Origin of the sequence: Massilia sp. UYP32 (assembly GCF_050434365.1) — a bacterium.
Taxonomy (GTDB): Bacteria; Pseudomonadota; Gammaproteobacteria; order Burkholderiales; family Burkholderiaceae_D; genus Telluria; species Telluria timonae.
On sequence record NZ_JBNDIK010000002.1, the window covers coordinates 55,036 to 76,275 of the forward strand.

The following is a 21,240-nucleotide window of genomic DNA, read 5'->3' on the forward strand; positions in this document are numbered from 1 at the left end:
GAAACCGTCCATACCCAAGCTAGATGTGCTGCTGGCGCAGCCCTTCGAAGAAGCACACGGCGGCGCAGGCGGCGACGTTGAGCGACTCGACCTGGCCCGCATGCGGCACCGCGACCCGGTGCGTGGCGAGCTTCAGCAATTCATCCGACACGCCCTGCCCTTCGTGACCCAGCACCCAGGCCACCGGCTGGGTCAGGTCCATCGCGTACAGGCGCTCGGCCGCATATCCGCTGGTGGCCAGCACCGGCACCTTCGCGCCTTGCACCAGCGGCGCCAGCTCGATCTGTTCGAAAATCTCCAGCACGAAGTGCGCGCCCATCGCCGCGCGCAGCACTTTCGGCGACCAGCAGAAAGCGGTGCCGGGACTGCAGTAGACCTGCTTGATGCCGGCCGCCGCCGCGCTGCGCAGGATCGAGCCGACATTGCCCGGATCCTGCACGCCGTCCAGCAGCACGCTCGGCCCCACCAGGGCGGGCGCCGCGGACGGCTGCGGCGAATCGATCACGAACAGCAGGTGCACGCCGTGCTCGACCTGGCTGACCGCGTTGAACAGCGCGTCGGGCAGCGCCGTCACCGGCGCATGCAGCGCCTCGCAGCGCGCGACGATCGCCTGCACTTCGTGGTTGCCGAGCGCGCCCTCCGACACCACGCAGTGGCGCGGGGCGCCGCGCAGGTCGAGCCAGCTCTGGCACAGGTGCACGCCGTCGAGCAGGCTTTGCCCGGCCTTGCGGCGCGCCTGCGAGCTGGTGGCGAGGCTTTTCAGGTCTTTGTAGAACGCGTTGTCGCGCGAGCTGATGGTTTTCATACTGCTTCTGCTTCAATCATGTGGCCGCCGAGTTCAGCAAACAGGTCGACCTGCAGCAGGTTGCGCACCGGCGCGAACGAACGGCGGTGCGCAGGCGACGGGCCGTGCAGGCGCAGGCGCTCCAGGTGCAGCGGCGTGCCGTAACCCTTGTGCTGGTCGAAGCCGTATTGCGGGTAAAGGTCGTGCAGGCGCACCAGCGCCGCGTCGCGCGCCGTCTTGGCCAGGATCGAGGCGGCCGAGATGGCGTTGACCTTGTCGTCGCCCTCCACGATCGCATGCGCGCGCACGTCCATCTGCGGGCAGCGGTTGCCGTCGATCAGGGCCAGGGTCGGCGCCGTCTGCAGCGCTTCCACCGCGCGCCGCATCGCCAGCATGGTCGCCTGCAGGATGTTGATGCTGTCGATCTCTTCGCACGAGCATTCGGCGATGGCCCAGGCCAGCGCATGCTCGCGGATCAGGGGCGCGAGCTCGTCGCGCCGCGCCTCGCTCAGCTTTTTCGAATCGCGCAGGCCCTCGATCGGCCGCAGCGGATCGAGGATCACGGCGGCGGCGAACACCGGCCCGGCCAGCGGACCGCGCCCGGCCTCGTCGACGCCGCACACGATATCGAGCTCGGTGAACGGCCGGAGCCTGGGCGGCAGCCCGGGATACAGGTTGACTTTCTTCTTTCTCATTTCGATTCAGGCGGCCTTGTGGCCCCGTCCAATGACGCCGAGCACCGCTTCGGCGCTCGCGCGCGCGCTGTCGCGCAGCAGGCTGTGGTGCATCTCCAGGAAGCGGCCGGCCAGCCGTTCGCGTCCGGCCGCGTCCTGCAGCTGGGTCCACACGGCGTCGGCCATCGCCTCGGGCGTGGCCGCATGCTGGATCAGTTCCGGCACCAGGAACTCGCGCGCCAGGATGTTCGGCAGGCCGATCCAGGGCTGGTAGCCCATGTGGCGCATGATCGCGTACGACGCCGCCATCACTTTATACGCGATCACCATCGGCTTCTTGAACAGCGCCACCTCCAGGGTCGCGGTGCCGGAAGCGACCAGCACCGCGTCGGCGGCGGCGATCGCCGTGTGCGAGCCGGCCGCGGTCACCTGCAGCTCGACGTCCTGCAAGCCCGCCTTGACCACGAGCTCGTCGAAGTAGGCGCGCTGGCGTTCGCCGACCATCGGCACCACGAAGGTCAAGCCGGGGTCGCGCGCGCCCAGGAGCTTGACGGCGCGAATGAAGGGTTCGGCCAGGTATTTCAGTTCGCCCATGCGGCTGCCCGGCATCACCGTCACCACGCGCGCATCCGGATTCAGGCCGAGCGCGCGCCGCGCCGCGGCGACGTCCGGGACCAAGGGGATGGTCTCGGCCAGCGGATGCCCGATATACGTCACCGGCACGCCGGCGTCGCGGTAGATCGCTTCCTCGAACGGGAAGATCACCAGCATGTGCGAGACCGCGCGCTGGATCTTCTTGATCCGCCCGCCGCGCCAGGCCCAGATCTGCGGCCCGATGAAGTGGACGGTGGGGATGCCGGCCGCGCGCAGCTGCTCTTCGAGTCCAAGATTAAAGCCGGGATAGTCGGCGCCGATGAAGGCGGCCGGTCTTTCACGCAGGAGACGGTCGCGCAAGCCGTTCTGGATGCGTTTCAGTTCGGGATAGCGGGGAATGACTTCGAACAGGCCGCGAACCGTGAGCGTGTCCATCTGGACGTCGCTCACGAAGCCCTGCTCGATCATGCGTGGCCCGCCGATGCCGTGGAAGCGCGCATCCGGCAACAGCGGGCGCAGCCCGGCCAGCAGGCGCGCGGCGAGCATGTCGCCGGACGCCTCGCCGGCCACCAACGCCAGCGAAACGTCGTTCTTCATGTTTTTAGCGGACGATGCCACGGGTGGCGGTGCCGAGGAATTCGCGCAGCAGGCGAATGTCTGCGCTGGCCGCCGGCAGGCGCTCTTCCTCGGCCTGGAGCGCGGCTTTCGCCTCTTCCAGGGTCAGGTTCGAGCGGTACAGCAGCCTGTAGGCGCTGCGGATGCCGTCGAGCTGCTCGCGCGTAAAGCCGCGGCGCTTGAGGCCCTCGAGGTTCACGCCGCGCGCGCCGGCCGGATTGCCGGACACGAGCACGTAGGGCGGCACGTCCTGGGTCAGGCTCGTGTACATGCCGATGAAGGCATGCGCGCCGATCTTGCAGAACTGGTGCACGCCCGCGTAGCCCGACAGGATGGCCCAGTCGCCCACCTGCACGTGGCCCGCGAGCTGCGCGTTGTTAGAGAAGATCGTGTTGCTGCCCACCTGGCAGTCGTGCGCCACGTGGACGTAAGCCGAGATCCAGTTGTCGCTGCCGACGCGCGTGACGCCTTCGTCCTGGACCGTGCCCAGATTGAAGGTGACGAACTCGCGCACCGTGTTGCGGTCGCCCACTTCGAGGCGGGTCGGCTCGCCGTTCCACTTCTTGTCCTGCGGCGCGCCGCCGATCGAACAGAACTGGAAGAACTTGTTGTCCCGGCCGATCGTGGTGTGGCCCTCGATGACCACGTGCGGGCCGACCACGGTGCCGGCGTCGATGCGCACATTCGGCCCGATGATCGAATACGGGCCGACCTCGACCGAGCTGTCCAGCTCCGCCTTCGGATCGACGATCGCGGTCGAATGGATTTTGCTCATCTGGTGCTCCTGTCTTACTGCGCCGCGCCTTCCGGGCCCTTCATGGTGGCTTCGGCGGCGCCGCGGATGGTGCACATCAGCTCGCCCTCGACCGCCACCTTGCCGTCGACCGTCGCCACCGCCTTGTACTTCCAGATGCCGCGCGCGACGCGCAGGATCTCGATTTCCATGCGCAGCTGGTCGCCCGGCTCGACCGGACGCTTGAAGCGGGCGTTGTCGATGCCGACGAAATACACCACCGAGTTTTCGTCAGGCTTGACGTTCATGGTCATGAACGACAGGATGGCCGCGGTCTGCGCCATCGCTTCGATCATCAGGACGCCCGGCATCACCGGCTTGTGCGGGAAGTGGCCGTTGAAGAACTCTTCGTTGACGGTGACGTTCTTGATCGCGACGATGCGCTTGCCCAGTTCGACGTCCAGCACGCGGTCGACCAGCAGCAGCGGATAGCGGTGCGGCAGGTATTCCTTGATCTGGGTGATGTCGAGGGTCTTGAGTTCTGGAGTGGTCATTTTTCTTCTGTCAGGTTTCTGATGGTTTTCTCGAGCGTGCGGATCTTGGCCCGCATCGAATCGAGATTGCGCACGATCGCCGCGCTGCGTTCCCATTCGGCGTTCTTGGCCAAGGGGTAGAAGCCGGTGTACTGGCCCGGTTCGAGGACCGAGCGCGACACCATGCTGCCCGAGGAAATATGGACGTTGTCGGCGATTTCCAGGTGGCCCAGCACCATGGCGGCGCCGCCGAAGGTGCAGCGGCTGCCGATCTTGGCGCTGCCGGCCACGCCGACGCAGCCGGCCATCGCGGTGTGCGCGCCGATGCGGCAGTTGTGGCCGATCTGGATCTGGTTGTCGAGCTTGACGCCGTCTTCGATCACGGTGTCGTCCAGCGCGCCGCGGTCGATCGTGGTGTTGGCGCCGATGTCGACGTCGTCGCCGATCAGCACGCGGCCGGTCTGCGGGATCTTGATGTAGGCGCCGGCTTCGACGGCGAAGCCGAAGCCGTCGGTGCCGATCACCGCGCCCGAATGCAGGATGCCGCGCTTGCCAATGCGGCAGCGCGCATGGAAGGTCACGTTCGCGAACAGGTGCGTATGCTCGCCGATCGTGGCCTCGCGCCCGATGAAACAGCCGGCGTCGATCACGGCGTGGGCGCCAATGATGGCGCCCGCCTCGATCGTCACGTGCGGCCCGACGTGGGCGGTCGGATCGACCGTGGCGCCGGGGTCGACCACGGCGCTCGGATGGATGCCGGGCGCCGGCGCCTGCTCGGTGAGCGACACGAAATACTGCGCCGCGCGGGCGAAGTAGGCGTAAGGGTTGGTGGTGACGATGCGCGCGCCTTCATAGGTCGCGGCCACCGTCGGATCGTCCAGCGGCGACAGGATCAAGGCCGCCGCCTGGCTTTGCGCGGCCAGCGCGCGCAGCTTGCTGTTGCTGAGGAAGCTGATGTGCGAAGCGCCGGCGCTGTCCAGGGGGGCGATCGCCTGGACCTCGAGGTCCGCGTCGCCCACCAGCTGTCCGCCGAAGCGCTCGACCAAATCGCCCAGTCGAATGCCCATCTCGGTCTTTCCAGTGTGAGTCAAAATCGTTGCTGCTTTACTTGTCGAGCAGCTTGAGAATCTTGTCGGTGATGTCCACGCGCGGGCTGACCCACGCCGCCTCGACCAGCACGGCGTCGAGCTTTTCCTGTTCCGCGACCTGCTCGACCAGCTTGTAGGCCTTTTGCGCGATCGCGGCGCGCTCTTCGTTCTTGCGTTGTTGCAGGTCTTCCTGGAACTCGCGCTGCATGCGCTCGACGTCCTTCTGCATGTTGTACAGCTCGCGCGCGCGGCGCGTGCGGTCCAGCTCATTCAGGCCCGCCGCTTCGGCGTCGAACTTCTCGGACGTCTGCTTGTACTTGCCGACCATCTCCTCGACCGCCTTCTGGCGCTTCGAGAACTCGGCGGCCAGCTTGGCGTCGGCCGCCTTGGCCATCTTGGAGTCGGTCATCAGGCGCTCGGTGTAGACGAAGCCGATGCGGCTGTTCGCCTGCGCCTGCGCCAGCGGCGCGGCGCACAGCGCGGCCAGCACCAGCGAGGCGCCAAGCGCGGGTCGAACCGTGGACCTGCGTCCACCAGGCAGCGAGTCAATCAGATTTTTCAACATAAGTCTCTCGCAATCGTTCTTCGGGTCGCCGTGGGCCGCTTAGAAGCCGGTGCCCATCTGGAACTGGAAGCGCTCCAGGCGGTCGCCCGGCAGCGAATTCAGCGGCTTAGCATAACTCAACTTGAGCGGACCGACCGGCGAAATCCAGGACAGGCCGATACCGGCCGAGTAGCGGAACTCGTCGTAGCGGATCTTCGCGTCTTCCTGGAACACCTGGCCGCCGTCGACAAAGGTGAACCAGCGCAGGCTGCGGTCGGTGCCGCTGCCCGGGAACGGGAACTGCAGCTCGGCATTGCCGATGATGCGCTTGGAGCCGCCGATCGCGTCGTAGTAGCGCGGATCGACCACGCCCAGCGACGAGCTCTCGTAGCCGCGCACCGAACCGATGCCGCCCGCATAGAAGTTCTTGAACACCGGGTAGGCGCTGCCGCCGATGCCCTTGCCGTAATCGAACTCGCCGCGCAGGGCCAGGGTCATCCACCGTGTAAGCGGTTTCCACCATTGATGCTCATACACCATTCTGTAGTACTTGGCGTCGCCGATGGCGTCGATCTCGAAGTTGGCGCGCTGGAAGCGGCCGCGGGTCGGGGTCACCGCGCTGTCGCGGGTGTCGCGGCCCCAGGCCGCGGTCAGCGGGATCGCGTTGGTGGTGGCCTTGCCGATGCCGCTCTCCGGGCCGCCGTTCTGGCGCACGAAGGTCTGGTAGATCGTCGGCGAGGTCAGGTCGGTTTCCAGCTCGGTGCGTTCCAGGCCGGCGCCGAAGTAGACGGTGTCGGATTCGGAGAACGGCACGCCGAAGGTCAGGTTGCCGCCCATCTGGCGCACGGTATACGAACCGATGTTCAGCGCCGGCGGACGCGAGGTGCGCAGGTACAGCGAGAACGCGCGCGAGATGCCGTCGTCCGTGAAGTACGGATTGGTCTGCGAGAACGCGATCGTGCGGTTGTACTTGCTGGTGTTCAGTTCGATGCCGACCGTGTTGCCGCTGCCGGCGAAGTTGGCCTGCGAGATCGACGCGGTGAAGGTGAACTTCTCGGACTGCGAGAAGGCGCCGCCGATCATGAAGTTACCGGTCGGTTTTTCTTCGACCGCGATGTTCACGTCCACCTGGTCCGAGGTGCCCGGCGACTCCGGGGTCTCGACCTTCACGTCCTTGAAGTAGCCGAGGCGGTCGACGCGGTCGCGCGACAGCTTCACTCGATTGGCGTCGTACCACGAGCTTTCGAACTGGCGGAATTCGCGGCGGATCACTTCGTCGCGGGTGACGGTGTTGCCCGAGATGTTCATGTGGCGCACGTAGGCGCGCTTGCCCGGATCGACGAAGAAGGTGAACGCGACTTCGCGCTTCTCGCGGTTCAGTTCCGGGTTCGCCGTCACGTTGGCGAAGGCGTAGCCGAAGGTGCCGAGGCGATCGGCGATCAGCTTGTTGGTCGCTTCTTGCAGGTCGCCGACATAGGTCTTGCCCGGCTGGAGCACGATCAGCTCCTTGAGCTCCTCTTCGCGGCCGAACATCTCGCCCTCGAGCTTGACGCTCGAGACGGTGTACTGCTCGCCCTCGGTGATGTTGAGGGTCAGGTAGATGTCGCGCTTGTCGGGGGTGATCGAGACCTGGGTCGATTCGACGTTGGCTTCCAGGTAGCCGTGGTTCAGGTACCAGGACTTGATGGTTTCCAGGTCCCCTGTCAGCTTTTGCTTGGAATACTGGTCGGCCTTCGAGTACCAGGTGAACCAGCCCGAAGGGCGCAGTTCGAGCAGCTGGCGCAGCTGCTTGTCGCTGAAGGCCTTGTTGCCGATGATGTTGATGCCCTTGATCTTGGCGACCTCGCCCTCGTCGACGTTGAACATGATCGTCACGCGGTTGCGTTCGATCGGCGTCACGGTGGTGGTGATCTTCACGCCGTACAGGCCGTGCGACAGATATTGACGCTTGAGCTCCTGCTCTGCGCGGTCGACCGAGGCCTTGTCGAAGATGCGGGTCTGGGCCACGCCGATCTCGGACAGCGCCTTGACCAGCATGTCTTTTTCGAATTCCTTGGTGCCGGTGAAATCGACCGACGAAATCGCCGGGCGTTCCTCGACCAGCACCACCAGCACGCCGTTTTCTTCCTCGAGGCGGATGTCCTTGAAGAAGCCGGTGGCGTACAACGCCTTGATCGCGCTCGAGGCCTTGGCGTCGTCGAAGGTCTCGCCCACGCGCACCGGCAGATAGCTGAACACGGTGCCTGCTTCCGTCCGCTGGATGCCTTCGACCCGGATATCCTTGACGACGAACGGGTTGACGGCCAGCGCAGGTCCGGCGCACATGGCCAGCACGGCCGCGCCGATCAAGCTGCGACGAATGAACGGCAGGGCAAAACGATCTGGTTGTGATTTCATTGGCTGGATCAAAGGGTCAGTCATTTGGACAACGATTGCATATTATTCTGTGCCGGGCATTTCCGCGCCAGGTTCCGGGAGCGGATGCGGGCCGCTAGAGCAGCCGCACCAGGTCATTGAAGACGGCGAGCGCCATCAGCATGAACAGCAGGCCGACCCCGGCGCGCTGCGCGAACTCGCCGACGCGCGCAGGAAGGGGACGCCCGGTCAAAACTTCCAGCGAATAATACAGTAAATGGCCACCATCCAGAACTGGAATTGGTAACAAATTCATTACTCCTAAGCTGATACTAATAAAGGCGATGAACTGTAAATAGCTTACGAGACCTATTCTTGCAGTCTGTCCGGCATAGTCGGCGATGGTAATGGGACCGGTCACATTCTTCCACGACGCTTCCCCGGTAATCATCTTCCAGATCATCTTGAGGGTCATCACGCTGGTTTCCCAGGTGCGCTCGGCCCCGCGCGCGATCGCCTCGAACGGGCCGGACGTGACGGTCACCATGTCCGGCGCCTGGGCCACCATGGCCTTGATCACGCCGCGGCCGTTCGGGTCCGCCTCCGGCACCAGCGACAGGGCCAGCGGGCGGCCGCCGCGTTCGACCTCGAGCGCCAACGGCTTAGCCGGAGACGCCCGCACCGCCTCGATGAAGGCGATGCCGTCGTCGACCTTCCGGCCGTCCACGCGCAGCACCAGGTCGCCGGCCTGCAGGCCGGCGCGCTGCCCTGCCCCGTCCGGCAGCACCTTGTCGATGCGCGGTTGCGGGCGCCACAAATCCAGGCCCAGTTCGGCCATCACGTCGGTTTCGACGTCGAGGCGGCCGACCACCGCCGCCGGCAGCGTCGCGCCGTAGGTGCCGCCGTGGACGCCGCGCAGTTCCAGGCGCGCATCCGATTTATCCACCGCCGCATGCACGATCTGCCAGCGCAGCTCTGCCCAGGAGGCCACGGCATTGCCGTTCACCGCGACCACCGTGTCGCCGCCGCGCACGCCGGCCTTGGCGGCCTCGGACGCCGCCGGCGCCTCGCGCAGGCGCGCCGCCGGCTCGTCCACGCCATGCATATACAGCGCGGCCATCAGGCCGATCGCCAGCAGGAAGTTGGCCAGCGGGCCGGCGGCCACGATCGCGATGCGCTTCCAGACGTTCTGGCGCGTGAACTCGCGCGCCAGGTCGGCATCGTCCGTCGGCGCGGTCTCGGGGTCGCGCGCATCGAGCATCTTGACGTAGCCGCCCAGCGGCAGGGCCGACAACGCCCATTCGGTCTGGTCCTTGCCGAAGCGGCGCGACCAGACCACGCGGCCCATCCCGACCGAGAAGCGCAGCACCTTGACGCCGCAGGCGCGCGCGACCAGGTAGTGGCCCAGTTCGTGGATCACGATCAGGGGACCGAGCGCCAGCACGAAGGCCAGCACGGTGTAAAGCATGGTCATGGCGGGGTCCAGGGGGTCAGCGCTGCAAGCCTGAAGCGATGGTCGATACGGCGTCGTTGGCGGCCGCGCGCGCGCGCGCGTCCTGGTCCAGCACCGCCTCGATCGACGGGGCCGGGCCATGCGGCACGACGTCGAGCGCGTGACGAATCACGCGGTCGATGTCGCGGAAACCGATGCGGCGCTCGAGGAAGGCCTGCACCGCCACCTCGTTGGCCGCGTTGAGCAGGGCCGGCGCGGTGCCGCCCGCGCGCAGCGCGTCAAAAGCGAGCGCCAGGCAGGGGAAGCGCTCGAAGTCGGGCGCGAAGAACTGCAGCGCGGCCATTTGCGTCAGGTCGAGCTGGGCCACGCCCGAATCGATCCGGTCCGGATAGGCCAGCGCATTGGCGATCGGGGTGCGCATGTCGGGGTTGCCCAACTGGGCCAGCACCGAGCCGTCGACGTAGGACACCATCGAATGGATCACGCTTTGCGGATGGATCACGACGTCGATCTGGTCGGCCGGCGCGCCGAACAGCCAGTGGGCCTCGATCACTTCGAGGCCCTTGTTCATCATGGTGGCGGAATCGACCGAGATCTTGCGGCCCATGACCCAGTTCGGGTGCTTGCAGGCTTCGTCGGGGGTCACGCTGCCGAGGGTCTCGACGGCGCGGTTCAGGAACGGGCCGCCGGACGCGGTCAAGAGGATCTTGGCCACCCCGCAGGCGCCGGGCACGCGCCCATACGAGGACGGCAGCGCCTGGAAGATCGCATTGTGTTCGCTGTCGACCGGCAGCAGGGTCGCCTTGTGCTCGCGCACGGCGTCCATGAACAGCTGGCCCGACATCACCAGCGCTTCCTTGTTGGCCAGCAGGATCTTCTTGCCGGCGCGCGCCGCGGCGAGCGTCGGCGCGAGGCCGGCGGCGCCGACGATGGCGGCCATCACGATATCGGTGTGGGCGCTGGAGGCGATGTCGCACAGCGCGGCTTCGCCATATTCGACGCTGGTGGGCAGGTCGGCGATCAGGGCCGCCAGGCGGGCGGCAGCCTCGGGGCTGCCGACCACGGCGCGCTGCGGGCGGAATTGGCGGCAGGCGGCGGCCAGTTCTTCCACGCGCGCATGCGCGCTGAGGGCGTAGACGCGGTAGCGGTCGGGATGACGCGCCACCACGTCGAGGGTCGAGGCGCCGATCGAACCGGTGGCGCCCAGGATGGTAATGCCTTGCATGGAGACTTCCTTCTAGAGCCGGGTGGCGATCAGGGCCGCCAGCGGCAGGACCGGCACGAGTGCGTCGATCCGGTCCAGCACGCCGCCGTGGCCAGGCAGCAGATTGCTGCTGTCCTTCATGCCGGCACGGCGCTTGAGCTGGGATTCGAACAGGTCGCCGACCACGCTGGCGACGACGATGAGGGCGATGACGGCCAGCATGCCGGCCCAGCCGAAGCTGGCCTGCACGCGCACCGCGAAGGTATTCGATAGCGCTTCGCCGCCGAACAGGACGGTAAGCGAGGCGAGCAGCAGGGTCACGACGCCGCCGCCGATGGCGCCTTCCCACGACTTGCCGGGCGAGATCGACGGCGCGAGTTTGTTCTTGCCGAAGGTCTTGCCGCACACATAGGCGAAGATGTCGGCCGACCACACGATGACCAGCACCGACAGCAGGAACAGCGCCGAATACTGGAACAGCATGACGATGGCGGCGAAGCAGGCCACCAGGGCGATCGCATACAGCAGGCTGAGCAAGGTATTCGGCGTGCTGGCCAGCGGCGGCAGGCCGAGCTTGAGCGTGGGCGCGAAACGCAAGGCCCACAGCAGCGCGCCGATGGCGAACCAGAACGTCGGGTCGCCCTGCTCGCGCATGAAGAAGGCGTAGGCGAAGGCCAGGGTCCAGGCCACGGCGATCGCGACCGCGCTCTTCGCGCCCGGATTGAACAGGCGGAAACACTCCCAGATCGCCGCCCCGAAGAAGATCGAGGCGACCACCGCGAACGCCGTGGGGTTGTTGGAATACAGAACCGGCAGCAGGACTGCCAGCAGGACGAGCGCGGTGATGATCCGGGTCTTGAGCATCAGTTGGTCTTCTTCGCTACTTGGGCGCTGGTCTGGCCGAAGCGCCGTTCGCGCTTCTGGAACGAGGCGATCGCCTCATCCAGCGCCTCGGGCGTGAAATCGGGCCAGAAGGTGCTTGTGAAATGCAGTTCGGAATACGCCAGCTGCCACAGCAGGAAATTCGAGATGCGTTCCTCGCCGCCGGTCCGGATGAACAGGTCGGGTTCGGGCGCATATGCCATCGCCAGGTGGGGAGCCAGCATTTCCTCCGTAAAATCGGTCACGCCGGGGTTGGCCTGCACCATCTTCCCCGTTGCCTGCATGATATCCCAGCGGCCGCCATAGTTGGCGCACACGGTGACGGTGAGGCGGGTATTGCCGGCGGTGCGGCGCTCGGCATTGGCGATCATCTCTTGCAGCTTGGAATCGAAGCGGCTCAGGTCGCCCACGACTTTCAGGCGAATATTATTGGCGTGCATCTTCGAGACTTCGCGCTCGAGCGCCGTCACGAACAGGCGCATCAGCAGCGAGACCTCGTCGGCCGGACGGCGCCAGTTCTCGGACGAGAAGGCGAACAGGGTCAGGTACTCGACCCCGCGCAGCACGCAGGCTTCGACGATGCCGCGCACGGCTTCCACGCCCTTGACGTGGCCGGCGACCCGCGGCAGCAGGCGTTTAGTGGCCCAGCGGCCATTGCCATCCATGATGATGGCGATGTGGCGCGGCACGGCGAGCGTGTCGGGAACGGCGGTGGTCGAACTTTTGAACATCTTGTATCCAGCAGGGCTGCGCCCGGGATGTATCCGCGGTGCGCAAATGGCCAATTTAGAATTGGACAATCATAAGGTAGGCGGACCGGCCGCGGCAAGCTGCCGGGGCCGGTCCGCAAGAAAGCCGTTGAGCTGGACCTTATACCGTCAGGATTTCCTTCTCTTTCTCGGCCAGCAGCTTGTCGATGTCGGCCACGGCCTTGTCGGTCAGCTTCTGGATCTCGTCCGAGGCGCGGCGCTCGTCGTCTTCCGACGCGGTCTTGTCCTTGACCATTTTCTTCAGCGCTTCGTTAGCGTCGCGACGGATATTGCGCACGGCAATTTTCGCGTCTTCGCCTTCCGACTTGGTCAGCTTGACCATTTCCTTGCGGCGCTCTTCGGTCAGCGGCGGGGTCGGCACGCGGATCATGTCGCCCTGGGCCGACGGGTTCAGGCCCAGGTCGGCGTCGCGGATGGCTTTTTCGATGGTCGCGGCCATTTTCTTTTCGAACGGCTGGACGCCGATGGTGCGGGCGTCGACCAGGGTCAGGTTGGCGACCATCGGCAGCGCGGTCGGGGTGCCGTAGTACTCGACCATCACGTGGTCGAGGATGCCGGTGTGGGCGCGGCCGGTGCGGACCTTCGCCAGGTCGGCCTTCAGGGTCTCGATGGACTTGGCCATGCGCTCTTGCGCGTTCTTTTTGACGTCAGCCAGGGACATGCTGCTCTCCTTGTTGTTCAGTAATATTTTAAACGTGTACCAGTGTACCCTCGTCTTCGCCCATGATCACGCGGGTGAGCGCGCCGGGTTTGACGATGGAGAACACCTTGATCGGCAGTTTCTGGTCGCGGCACAGCGCGAAGGCGGTGGCGTCCATCACCTGCAGGTGCTTGGCGATGGCTTCGTCGAACGAGATGTTCTCGTAGCGGGTCGCGTGCGGGTCCTTCTTGGGGTCGGCGCTGTAGACGCCGTCGACCTTGGTGGCCTTCAGGACGATCTCGGCCGAGATCTCGGCGCCGCGCAGGGCGGCCGCGGTGTCGGTGGTGAAGAACGGGTTGCCGGTGCCGGCGGCGAACACGACGACCTTGCCTTCTTCCAGGTATTGCAGCGCTTTCGGGCGCACATAAGGCTCGACCACCTGCTCGATGCCGATCGCCGACATGACGCGGGCGGTGATGCCGACGTGGCGCATGGCGTCGGCCAGGGCCAGCGCGTTCATGACGGTGGCCAGCATGCCCATGTAGTCGGCGGTGGCGCGGTCCATGCCCTGGGCGCCCGGGGCGACGCCGCGGAAGATGTTGCCGCCGCCAATCACGACCGCCACCTGCACGCCCAGCTTCGCCACTTCCGCCACGTCGGCCACCATGCGCTCGATGGTGGCGCGGTTGATGCCGAACGGGTCGTCGCCCATCAGCGCTTCGCCAGACAGTTTCAGGAGGACTCGTTGGTAGGCTGGTTTTGACATGATGAAGCGGCTCCTAATGTGATGTTTCGATGTTGCGAACTCGGGTCCGATCGACACCCCTAGGGTGCGATCTCATCTGCCTTGGAGGCGATGGCATTGTAAGGCGGGCGCTGCGCGCGAGGCGCTACGGTGTGCGCTGGACTTGGATTCCCGCCTGCGCGGGAACGACGTACTGGTGGCGTGGGCTACAGGAGCCTCCATCGGCCCTCACCTCATGAACGTCGTTCCCGCGAAGGCGGGAACCCCAGCTTGTCGTGCAGCCGAGAAATACTTCATGGCTGCCGCACACAAACGATCCCACCTTAAAAAAACGGACCTTGCGGCCCGTTCTTTTTGATTACTGCTTGTTTGCAGCCATCTGGGCTGCAACTTCGGCTGCGAAGTCGTCGACCTTCTTCTCGATGCCCTCGCCCACCACGTACATGGTGAATGCCTTGACGGTGGTGTTCGATGCCTTCAGGTATTGCTCGATCGACTGCTTGTCGTTCTTCACAAATGCCTGGTTCAGCAGCGACACTTCTTTCAGGTACTTCTGCACCGAACCGTCGATACGCTTGGCGACGATCTCATCCGATTGTGGCTGCTTGCCTTCGGCGACGGCTTTTTCAGCGTCTTCCTTGGCCTTCAGTTCGGCGACCGAGCGCTCTTTTTCGATCATTTCGGCTGGCACTTGCTCCGACGACAGAGCGACCGGCTTCATTGCAGCGATGTGCATGGCCAGGTCCTTGCCGACTTGCTCGTCCGCGCCTTCGAAGTCGACGATGACGCCGATGCGGGTGCCGTGCAGGTACGAAGCCAGCTTGCCGGTGGTTTCGAAACGCTGGAAGCGGCGCACGGTCATGTTCTCGCCGATCTTGCCGATCAGGGCGGTACGCACGTCGTCGAAGGTCTTGCCGTCGTGCGGCAGTGCTGCCAGGGCAGCGACGTCAGCCGGGTTGTTCTCGGCGACCAGCTTGGCGGCCAGGTTGACCATGGCCAGGAATTCTTCGTTCTTGGCGACGAAGTCGGTTTCGCTGTTGACTTCGACGATCGCGCCGACGTTGCCGGAGATGTAGGTTGCCACCACGCCTTCGGCGGTGATGCGCGCCGATGCCTTCGATGCCTTGCCGCCCAGCTTGACGCGCAGGATCTCTTCAGCACGACCCATGTCGCCGTCGGCTTCGGTCAGTGCTTTTTTGCATTCCATCATTGGCGCGTCGGTCTTCGCGCGCAGTTCGCCTACCATCGCTGCAGTAATCGCTGCCATGTTGATTTCTCCTAAATGTTTTATCCGGTTGCAGGTCGTTATGACAACGCCCCGCAGGTATTCAGCTTAAAAAAAGGGGGGCTCGTGTGTGCGGCGCCCCCTTCGATGTGTCAGCGAGCGAAGCTCGCCGTCACTTATGCTTGCTCGGAAACTTCGACGAAGTCGTCGCCGCCAGCCTTGACCATTTCAACGACTTCGTTGGTGGCGTTGGCGCGGCCTTCCAGGATCGCATCGGCGACGCCGCGTGCGTACAGGGTGATCGCTTTCGACGAGTCGTCGTTGCCTGGGATGACGTGGGTCACGCCTTCTGGCGAGTGGTTGGTATCGACGATGCCGATGACCGGGATGCCCAGCTTGCCGGCTTCGGTGATGGTGCCCTTGTGGTAGCCGACGTCGACGACGAAGATCGCGTCAGGCACGCCGCCGAGGTCCTTGATGCCGCCGATCGACTTTTGCAGCTTTTCCATTTCGCGCGAGAACAGCAGCGCTTCTTTCTTCGACATCTTCTCGACCGAACCGTCTTCGACTTGCGCTTCCATGTCTTTCAGGCGCTTGATCGAGGTCTTGATGGTCTTGAAGTTGGTCAGCATGCCGCCCAGCCAGCGCTGGTCGACGTAAGGCACGCCAGCGCGCTGTGCTTCAGCGGCGATGATGTCGCGCGCCTGGCGCTTGGTGCCGACCATCAGGATGGTGCCGCGGTTGGCCGAGATCTGCTTGATGGTCTTCATCGCATCCTGGTACATCGCCATGGTCTTTTCCAGGTTGATGATGTGGATCTTGTTGCGATGACCGAAGATGAACGGCGCCATCTTTGGGTTCCAGAAACGGGTCTGGTGGCCGAAGTGGATACCGGCTTCCAGCATTTCACGCATAGTAACGGACATGTAATTCTCCAGGGTTGGGTCTTGAATGTGGCCAGTCACCAGTCAGGCACCCTTTTAGGGCCACATTCGCGATTTCAATAAAATAAAAGATGCTTTTTACAACATTGCTCGATGCGAATCCGAGCAACCCGAGATTCTAGCGGGATTTGCCGTTTTGTTCAAGCGTGACGTGGGAGTGGCGATGGGGTCCGCCCTGAGGAAGGAATGTTTCCTCTATAATGAACCCTTATTGCCCAGACTTATGGCATCGACTACTGCAGGATAAGAATCCCTATGGCATCCACTCCCAAAACTCCCGAAGAAATCGAAGGCATGCGCGTCGCCTGCCGCCTCGGCTCGGAAGTGCTCGACTATATCACCCCGTTCGTGAAGCCCGGCGTCACCACCGGCGAACTCGACCGCCTGGCGTATGAATACATGGTCAACGTCCAGGGCACGACCCCGGCGACCCTGAACTACGCCCCGCCCGGCTACCCGCCCTTCCCCGGCTCGATCTGCACCTCGCTCAACGACGTGATCTGCCACGGCATCCCGGGCGATCGCGTGCTGAAATCGGGCGATGCGCTCAACATCGACATCACGCCGATCACCAAGGACGGCTACCACGGCGACAACAGCCGCATGTTCCTGGTCGGCGAGCCGTCGATCATGGCGCGCCGCCTGTCCGAGATCACCTTCGAGTGCATGTGGCTGGGCATCGCCGCGGTCAAGCCGGGCAAGCGCCTGGGCGACATCGGCCATGCGATCCAGCAGCACGCCGAAAAGGCCGGCTACAGCGTGGTGCGCGAGTTCTGCGGCCACGGCGTGGGCCGCGTGTTCCACGAAGAGCCGCAGGTGCTGCACTACGGCCGTCCCGGCACCCTGGAAGAGCTCAAACCCGGCATGATCTTCACCATCGAGCCGATGATCAACGCCGGCCGCCGCGACATCAAGGAAATGCCGGACGGCTGGACCATCAAGACCAAGGATCGCAGCCTGTCGGCCCAGTGGGAACACACGGTGCTGGTCACCGAGACCGGGGTCGAGGTGCTGACCATGTCGGCCGGCAGCCCGCCGCCGCCGGCCATCGTGCTGCCGCTCCTGAACCCGGGCGCGGTGCCGACCCTGGCCGCGGCCTGAAGGAGCCGCCCATGGGACAGGCCGCCCTGCTCGACACCGCCCGCACCACCCTGCGCCAGCGCCTGAAGGCCGAACGCCAGCTGGCGTTCCAGGCCTTCCAGGAAGACGGCAAGCCCGAGAAGCTCCTGCGCGGCCTGCGCCAGGTGGTCGACGGCGTCCTGCTCGACGCCTGGCAGGCCGCCGGCCTGCCCGACGACACCGCGCTGGTGGGCGTGGGCGGCTACGGGCGCGGCGAACTGTTCCCCTATTCCGACGTCGACCTCCTGATCCTGCTGGGACAGCCGGCCGACGCCATCACCCAGGCGCGCCTGGAAGGCCTGGTCCAGCTGCTGTGGGACCTGGGCCTGGAAATCGGCCACAGCATCCGCACCGTGGACGAGTGCCTGAGCGAGTCCGCCGCCGACATCACCGTGCAAACGAGCCTGCTGGAAGCGCGCCTGGTCACCGGCAGCGCGCCGCTGTTCGAGGAACTGCAGCGGCGCTACCGCGACGCCCTCGATCCGCAGGCCTTCTTCCAGGCCAAGACCGCCGAGATGCGGCTGCGCCACGCCAAGTACGAATACACCGCCTTCGCGCTCGAACCGAACGTGAAAGAAAGCCCGGGCGCGCTGCGCGACCTGCAGGTGATCCTGTGGGTGGCCAAGGCCGCGGGCCTGGCCGACACCTTCGGCCAGCTCGCCACGCGCGGCCTGATCACGCGCATGGAGGCGCGCCAGCTGCTGGAAAAGGAAAGCGCCTTCAAGGACATCCGCATCCGGCTGCACCTGCATACGAAAAGGCGCGAAGACCGGCTGGTGTTCGACGTCCAGACCGCGATCGCCGGCACGCTGGGCCTCACCGCCAGCGGCGAAGGGCCGGACGCGCGCCGCGCCAGCGAATTCCTGATGCAGCGTTACTACTGGGCCGCCAAGACCGTGACCCAGTTGAATACGATTTTGCTGCAGAACATCGAAGCCCAGCTGTTCCCGCAGCCGGCGGTGGCCTTCCCGATCAGCGCCCACTTCACCCAGGTGGGCAGCCTGATCGACGTGGTGGCCGACGACACCTTCGAAAAGCACCCGTCCGCCATCCTCGAGCTGTTCGTGGCGATGACCGAGCGCCGCGAACTCAAGGGATTGAGCGCGCGCGCCACGCGCGCCCTGTGGCATGCGCGCACGCTGATCGACGAGGCTTTCCGCGCCGACCCGGCGAACAAGGCGCTGTTCCTGCGTGTGCTGCAGGCGCCGCGCGGCCTGGTGCATGCGCTGCGCCGCATGAACGAATTCGGCATCCTGGGCCGCTACCTGCCGGCCTTCCGCAAGATCGTCGGCCAGATGCAGCATGACCTGTTCCACGTGTACACCGTGGACCAGCACATCATGATGGTGATCCGCAACCTGCGCCGCTTCACGATGCCGGAACACGCGCACGAATATCCGTTCTGCAGCCAGCTGATCGCCGACTTTCACGACCGCTGGCTGCTGTACGTGGCGGCCCTGTTCCACGACATCGCCAAGGGCCGCGGCGGCGACCACTCCAAGCTCGGCATGGATGACGCGCGCCAGTTCTGCCGCGACCACGGCATCAATGAAGAAGATACCGAACTGGTGGTGTTCCTGGTCGAGCAGCACCTGACCATGTCGACGGTGGCGCAGAAGCAGGACTTGTCCGACCCCGACGTGATCCAGGCCTTCGCCGCCGTGGTCAGGGACGAGCGCCATCTGACCGCGCTGTACCTCCTGACCGTGGCCGACATCCGCGGCACCAGCCCCAAGGTGTGGAATGCCTGGAAGGCCAAGCTGCTGGAAGACCTGTACAAGGTCACCCTGCGCGTGCTGGGCGGCGAGCCGCATTCGGCCGACCGCGAGCTGCGCACGCGCCAGAAGGAAGCGCTGGCCACCCTGCGCCTGTTCGGCCTGGACGCCAACGCCCACGAAGCGCTGTGGAAGCAGCTCGACGTGGCCTACTTCCTGCGCCACGACGCCTCCGACATCGCCTGGCAGACGCGCGCGCTGGTCGACAAGGTCGACAGTGACAAGCCGGTTGTCAAGGCGCGCCTGGCGCCGATCGGCGAAGGGCTGCAGGTGGCGGTCTACGTCAAGGACCAGCCCGACCTGTTCGCGCGCATCTGCAGCTACTTCGACCGCAAGAACTTCAGCATCCTGGACGCCAAGATCCACACCACGCGCCACGGCTATGCGCTGGACAGCTTCCTGGTGGCGGACGAGAACTTCGCCGGCAGCTACCGCGACATCATCAGCCTGATCGAGCACGAGCTCTGCTCCCAGCTGCTGTCGCAGGAAGCCTTGCCGCCGCTGGTGCGCGGACGCCTGTCGCGGGTGGCGCGCACCTTCCCGATCACGCCGACGGTCGAACTGCGGCCGGACGAGCGCGGCCAGTTCCACGTGCTGTCGATCGCCGCCAACGACCGCATGGGCCTGTTGTACGCGATCGCCAGCGTGCTGGCGCGCTACCGGCTGAACCTGCACACGGCCAAGATCATGACCCTGGGCGAGCGCGTCGAGGACGTGTTCCTGATCGACGGCCCGGCCCTGAACAACCCGCGCACCCAGGTGCAGCTCGAGACCGACCTGCTCGACGCCCTCAAGATTTGATTCACCCCTTTTTACAGTAAAGCTTTCTCGATGACCGAACCGCTCCGCCTCTCCAAACGTATGTCCGAACTCGGCCTGTGCTCGCGCCGCGAAGCCGATGAATGGATCGCCCGCGGCTGGGTGCGGGTGGACGGCAAGGTTGTCTCGGAACTGGGCAGCAAGGTGTTGCCGAACCAGCGCATCACGGTCGAGCGCCAGGCCGCGGCCGAGCAATCGAAACGCGTGACCATCCTGATCAACAAGCCGGTCGGCTACGTCAGCGGCCAGGCCGAGGATGGCTACACGCCGGCCGTCGCCCTGATCAAGCCCGAGAACCGCTGGGCGGACGACCCGTCGAAGGAGCAGTTCCACCCGACCCAGCTGCGCAGCCTGGTGCCGTGCGGCCGGCTGGACATCGATTCGGTGGGCCTGCTCGTGCTGTCGCAGGACGGCCGCATCGCCAAGCACCTGATCGGCGAGACCACCTCGGTCGACAAGGAATACCTGGTGCGGGTGCAGTACACGAAGCCGGGCAAGCTGCCCGACAGCGACCTGAAAAAGCTCAACCACGGCCTGTGGATGGACGGCAAGCCGCTATTGCCGGCCAAGGTGCGCTGGCAGAACGAGGATCAGCTGAGCTTTACCCTGCGCGAGGGCAAGAAGCGCCAGATCCGGCGCATGTGCGATATGGTCGGGCTGAAGGTCGTGGGCCTCAAGCGCGTGCGCATCGGCAAGGTCAAGCTGGGCAACCTGCCCGAAGGCCAGTGGCGTTACTTGGCCCCGGACGAGCAGTTCTAACCGTTCGGTAGCGGCGCCTCCCTCGCCAGCAGGCCCTCGGCCTTCAATTCTTCCCAGAACGCCGGCGGGATGACGATGTCCATCAGCGCCGCGTTACGCTGCAGGTGCGCCACGCTGCTGGCGCCGGGAATGGTCGCCGCCACCACCGGATGCGCCAGCCCGAACTGCAGCGCCGCCGCCGGCAGGTCGACGCCGTGGCGCGCGGCCACCTGGCGCAGCCGTTCGCGCCGGGCGATCTTGTCGTCGTCCGCCGGGCCGTAGTCGTAGTTCGGGCCGCCGGCCAGGAAACCGGAATTGAACGGCCCGCCCAGCACCACCTTCGCGCCGCGTTCCTCGCACAGCGGGAACAGTTCTTCCAGGGGCGTGGTTTCCATCAGCGTATAGCGGCCGGCCAGCAGGAAGATGTCGGGATCGGAGTCGCGCAGCGCGCGCAGGCAGGGGTCGACCGTGTTCACGCCCAGGCCCCAGCCCTTGATCACTCCTCGCGCAGCCTGACCAGGCCTTCGAAGGCGCCGCCGCGGCCGGCCGCGATGGCGTAGTAGTGCTCGTACTCGGCCTGGCTGAAGCGGTCCGGCGACAGGTCGTGCACATACACGATGTCGATGTGCGACAGCGCCATGCGCTGCAGGCTGTCCTCGATCGAGCGGCGCGCGCCGTCGGCCGTGTAGTCGGTGACGCGCCGGAACGGCAAGCCGCCCACGAAGGGATCGGCGATCTCGGGCGTCTCGCTCGGCACCAGGATGCGGCCGACCTTGGACGACAGCGTGTATTCGTTGCGCGGACGGCGCCGCAGCGCCTGGCCGAAACGGTGCTCGGACAGGCCGGCGCCGTAGTGCGGCGCGGTGTCGACATAGCGGATGCCGGCGTCCCAGGCGGCGTCGACGGTGGCTTGCGCAGCCTCTTCGCTGGTCTTGTGGTACATATCGCCCAGGCCGGTGCCGCCCAGGCCCAGGCGTGTGATGGGTTGGTAACGCTGAGTCATCGT

The 21,240-nt window shown here is 65.5% G+C and carries 21 protein-coding genes; 3 read left to right on the top strand and 18 right to left on the bottom strand.

The features are described from left to right. Nucleotides 1–19: 19 nt before the first annotated feature. The 16 genes from ABIB42_RS01725 to rpsB all read right to left on the bottom strand — a co-directional run bounded on the left by ABIB42_RS01725 (nucleotide 20) and on the right by rpsB (nucleotide 15,765). On the bottom strand, nucleotides 20–805 hold the full coding sequence (locus ABIB42_RS01725) for a TrmH family RNA methyltransferase (RefSeq protein WP_429247785.1): 786 nt from the start codon (nucleotides 803–805) through the stop codon (nucleotides 20–22). Beyond that, entirely contained in the window at nucleotides 802–1,479 is a 678-nt protein-coding gene (gene rnhB / locus ABIB42_RS01730) for a ribonuclease HII (RefSeq protein WP_229520455.1), read from the bottom strand. The genes ABIB42_RS01725 and rnhB overlap by 4 nt, the downstream gene beginning before the upstream one ends. A gap of 6 nt (nucleotides 1,480–1,485) precedes the next feature. Then, nucleotides 1,486–2,649, bottom strand: a complete 1,164-nt coding sequence (gene lpxB / locus ABIB42_RS01735; RefSeq protein WP_429247786.1) for a lipid-A-disaccharide synthase — start codon at nucleotides 2,647–2,649, stop codon at nucleotides 1,486–1,488. Between the two features lie 4 nt (nucleotides 2,650–2,653). Beyond that, nucleotides 2,654–3,442 carry an acyl-ACP--UDP-N-acetylglucosamine O-acyltransferase gene (gene lpxA, locus ABIB42_RS01740; RefSeq protein WP_429247787.1) on the bottom strand — a complete coding sequence of 263 codons (789 nt, stop codon included), beginning with the start codon at nucleotides 3,440–3,442 and terminating at the stop codon, nucleotides 2,654–2,656. A 14-nt stretch (nucleotides 3,443–3,456) separates the two neighbouring features. Continuing rightward, nucleotides 3,457–3,954 carry a 3-hydroxyacyl-ACP dehydratase FabZ gene (fabZ, locus tag ABIB42_RS01745; RefSeq protein ID WP_005667524.1) on the bottom strand — a complete coding sequence of 166 codons (498 nt, stop codon included), beginning with the start codon at nucleotides 3,952–3,954 and terminating at the stop codon, nucleotides 3,457–3,459. After that, a complete protein-coding gene (gene lpxD / locus ABIB42_RS01750) occupies nucleotides 3,951–5,000 on the bottom strand; it encodes a UDP-3-O-(3-hydroxymyristoyl)glucosamine N-acyltransferase (protein WP_071362484.1) in 1,050 nt (349 codons plus the stop codon). The genes fabZ and lpxD overlap by 4 nt, the downstream gene beginning before the upstream one ends. Before the next feature lie 37 nt (nucleotides 5,001–5,037). Continuing rightward, nucleotides 5,038–5,586 carry an OmpH family outer membrane protein gene (locus tag ABIB42_RS01755; protein WP_005667522.1) on the bottom strand — a complete coding sequence of 183 codons (549 nt, stop codon included), beginning with the start codon at nucleotides 5,584–5,586 and terminating at the stop codon, nucleotides 5,038–5,040. A 39-nt stretch (nucleotides 5,587–5,625) separates the two neighbouring features. Beyond that, a complete protein-coding gene (bamA, locus tag ABIB42_RS01760) occupies nucleotides 5,626–7,962 on the bottom strand; it encodes an outer membrane protein assembly factor BamA (RefSeq protein ID WP_005667520.1) in 2,337 nt (778 codons plus the stop codon). 94 nt (nucleotides 7,963–8,056) lie between these two features. Next, complete coding sequence (gene rseP / locus ABIB42_RS01765; protein ID WP_429247788.1) at nucleotides 8,057–9,394, bottom strand: RIP metalloprotease RseP; 1,338 nt, start codon at nucleotides 9,392–9,394, stop codon at nucleotides 8,057–8,059. Between the two features lie 16 nt (nucleotides 9,395–9,410). After that, nucleotides 9,411–10,598: a 1-deoxy-D-xylulose-5-phosphate reductoisomerase gene (gene ispC / locus ABIB42_RS01770; protein ID WP_429247789.1), complete on the bottom strand. Its 1,188-nt coding sequence runs from the start codon at nucleotides 10,596–10,598 to the stop codon at nucleotides 9,411–9,413. Nucleotides 10,599–10,610: 12 nt separating this feature from the next. Beyond that, on the bottom strand, nucleotides 10,611–11,441 hold the full coding sequence (locus tag ABIB42_RS01775; RefSeq protein WP_312485213.1) for a phosphatidate cytidylyltransferase: 831 nt from the start codon (nucleotides 11,439–11,441) through the stop codon (nucleotides 10,611–10,613). After that, a complete protein-coding gene (gene uppS / locus ABIB42_RS01780; RefSeq protein WP_005667514.1) occupies nucleotides 11,441–12,190 on the bottom strand; it encodes a polyprenyl diphosphate synthase in 750 nt (249 codons plus the stop codon). The genes ABIB42_RS01775 and uppS overlap by 1 nt, the downstream gene beginning before the upstream one ends. Before the next feature lie 139 nt (nucleotides 12,191–12,329). Then, nucleotides 12,330–12,890 carry a ribosome recycling factor gene (frr, locus tag ABIB42_RS01785; RefSeq protein WP_005667513.1) on the bottom strand — a complete coding sequence of 187 codons (561 nt, stop codon included), beginning with the start codon at nucleotides 12,888–12,890 and terminating at the stop codon, nucleotides 12,330–12,332. A 28-nt stretch (nucleotides 12,891–12,918) separates the two neighbouring features. Beyond that, nucleotides 12,919–13,635, bottom strand: coding sequence for a UMP kinase (pyrH, locus tag ABIB42_RS01790; protein ID WP_005667511.1), 717 nt, complete (start codon nucleotides 13,633–13,635; stop codon nucleotides 12,919–12,921). 337 nt (nucleotides 13,636–13,972) lie between these two features. Continuing rightward, nucleotides 13,973–14,881, bottom strand: a complete 909-nt coding sequence (gene tsf, locus ABIB42_RS01795) for a translation elongation factor Ts (RefSeq protein ID WP_429247790.1) — start codon at nucleotides 14,879–14,881, stop codon at nucleotides 13,973–13,975. Nucleotides 14,882–15,015: 134 nt separating this feature from the next. Continuing rightward, nucleotides 15,016–15,765 carry a 30S ribosomal protein S2 gene (gene rpsB / locus ABIB42_RS01800; protein ID WP_005667508.1) on the bottom strand — a complete coding sequence of 250 codons (750 nt, stop codon included), beginning with the start codon at nucleotides 15,763–15,765 and terminating at the stop codon, nucleotides 15,016–15,018. Nucleotides 15,766–16,038: 273 nt separating this feature from the next. Between rpsB and map the strand changes: the two genes are divergently transcribed. The 3 genes from map to ABIB42_RS01815 are packed head-to-tail and all read left to right on the top strand — an operon-like array spanning nucleotide 16,039 to nucleotide 20,255. After that, nucleotides 16,039–16,884 carry a type I methionyl aminopeptidase gene (gene map, locus ABIB42_RS01805; RefSeq protein WP_005667507.1) on the top strand — a complete coding sequence of 282 codons (846 nt, stop codon included), beginning with the start codon at nucleotides 16,039–16,041 and terminating at the stop codon, nucleotides 16,882–16,884. Nucleotides 16,885–16,895: 11 nt separating this feature from the next. Next, complete coding sequence (locus ABIB42_RS01810) at nucleotides 16,896–19,478, top strand: [protein-PII] uridylyltransferase (RefSeq protein WP_005667506.1); 2,583 nt, start codon at nucleotides 16,896–16,898, stop codon at nucleotides 19,476–19,478. Nucleotides 19,479–19,508: 30 nt separating this feature from the next. After that, on the top strand, nucleotides 19,509–20,255 hold the full coding sequence (locus ABIB42_RS01815; protein ID WP_005667505.1) for a pseudouridine synthase: 747 nt from the start codon (nucleotides 19,509–19,511) through the stop codon (nucleotides 20,253–20,255). On the opposite strand, the gene ABIB42_RS01820 is transcribed toward ABIB42_RS01815, so the two are convergent. Together ABIB42_RS01820 and ABIB42_RS01825 are read right to left on the bottom strand one after the other, a co-directional pair. Next, complete coding sequence (locus tag ABIB42_RS01820) at nucleotides 20,252–20,734, bottom strand: aldo/keto reductase (protein ID WP_429247791.1); 483 nt, start codon at nucleotides 20,732–20,734, stop codon at nucleotides 20,252–20,254. The genes ABIB42_RS01815 and ABIB42_RS01820 overlap by 4 nt on opposite strands. After that, a complete protein-coding gene (locus ABIB42_RS01825; RefSeq protein WP_429247792.1) occupies nucleotides 20,731–21,237 on the bottom strand; it encodes an aldo/keto reductase in 507 nt (168 codons plus the stop codon). Before ABIB42_RS01825 ends, ABIB42_RS01820 begins: the two co-directional genes overlap by 4 nt. Nucleotides 21,238–21,240: the final 3 nt, after the last annotated feature.

Excerpts from the sequence above, each read along its gene's own strand:
- rnhB (WP_229520455.1), bottom strand. The coding sequence starts at position 1,479 with ATGAGAAAGAAGAAAGTCAACCTGTATCCCGGGCTGCCGCCCAGGCTC.
- lpxA (WP_429247787.1), bottom strand. The coding sequence starts at position 3,442 with ATGAGCAAAATCCATTCGACCGCGATCGTCGATCCGAAGGCGGAGCTG.
- ABIB42_RS01775 (WP_312485213.1), bottom strand. The coding sequence starts at position 11,441 with ATGCTCAAGACCCGGATCATCACCGCGCTCGTCCTGCTGGCAGTCCTG.
- lpxD (WP_071362484.1), bottom strand. The coding sequence starts at position 5,000 with ATGGGCATTCGACTGGGCGATTTGGTCGAGCGCTTCGGCGGACAGCTG.
- ABIB42_RS01725 (WP_429247785.1), bottom strand. The coding sequence starts at position 805 with ATGAAAACCATCAGCTCGCGCGACAACGCGTTCTACAAAGACCTGAAA.
- uppS (WP_005667514.1), bottom strand. The coding sequence starts at position 12,190 with ATGTTCAAAAGTTCGACCACCGCCGTTCCCGACACGCTCGCCGTGCCG.
- map (WP_005667507.1), top strand. The coding sequence starts at position 16,039 with ATGGCATCCACTCCCAAAACTCCCGAAGAAATCGAAGGCATGCGCGTC.
- ABIB42_RS01825 (WP_429247792.1), bottom strand. The coding sequence starts at position 21,237 with ATGACTCAGCGTTACCAACCCATCACACGCCTGGGCCTGGGCGGCACC.
- lpxB (WP_429247786.1), bottom strand. The coding sequence starts at position 2,649 with ATGAAGAACGACGTTTCGCTGGCGTTGGTGGCCGGCGAGGCGTCCGGC.
- pyrH (WP_005667511.1), bottom strand. The coding sequence starts at position 13,635 with ATGTCAAAACCAGCCTACCAACGAGTCCTCCTGAAACTGTCTGGCGAA.
- ABIB42_RS01815 (WP_005667505.1), top strand. The coding sequence starts at position 19,509 with ATGACCGAACCGCTCCGCCTCTCCAAACGTATGTCCGAACTCGGCCTG.
- rpsB (WP_005667508.1), bottom strand. The coding sequence starts at position 15,765 with ATGTCCGTTACTATGCGTGAAATGCTGGAAGCCGGTATCCACTTCGGC.
- fabZ (WP_005667524.1), bottom strand. The coding sequence starts at position 3,954 with ATGACCACTCCAGAACTCAAGACCCTCGACATCACCCAGATCAAGGAA.
- ABIB42_RS01755 (WP_005667522.1), bottom strand. The coding sequence starts at position 5,586 with ATGTTGAAAAATCTGATTGACTCGCTGCCTGGTGGACGCAGGTCCACG.
- tsf (WP_429247790.1), bottom strand. The coding sequence starts at position 14,881 with ATGGCAGCGATTACTGCAGCGATGGTAGGCGAACTGCGCGCGAAGACC.
- frr (WP_005667513.1), bottom strand. The coding sequence starts at position 12,890 with ATGTCCCTGGCTGACGTCAAAAAGAACGCGCAAGAGCGCATGGCCAAG.
- ABIB42_RS01810 (WP_005667506.1), top strand. The coding sequence starts at position 16,896 with ATGGGACAGGCCGCCCTGCTCGACACCGCCCGCACCACCCTGCGCCAG.
- bamA (WP_005667520.1), bottom strand. The coding sequence starts at position 7,962 with ATGAAATCACAACCAGATCGTTTTGCCCTGCCGTTCATTCGTCGCAGC.
- rseP (WP_429247788.1), bottom strand. The coding sequence starts at position 9,394 with ATGACCATGCTTTACACCGTGCTGGCCTTCGTGCTGGCGCTCGGTCCC.
- ispC (WP_429247789.1), bottom strand. The coding sequence starts at position 10,598 with ATGCAAGGCATTACCATCCTGGGCGCCACCGGTTCGATCGGCGCCTCG.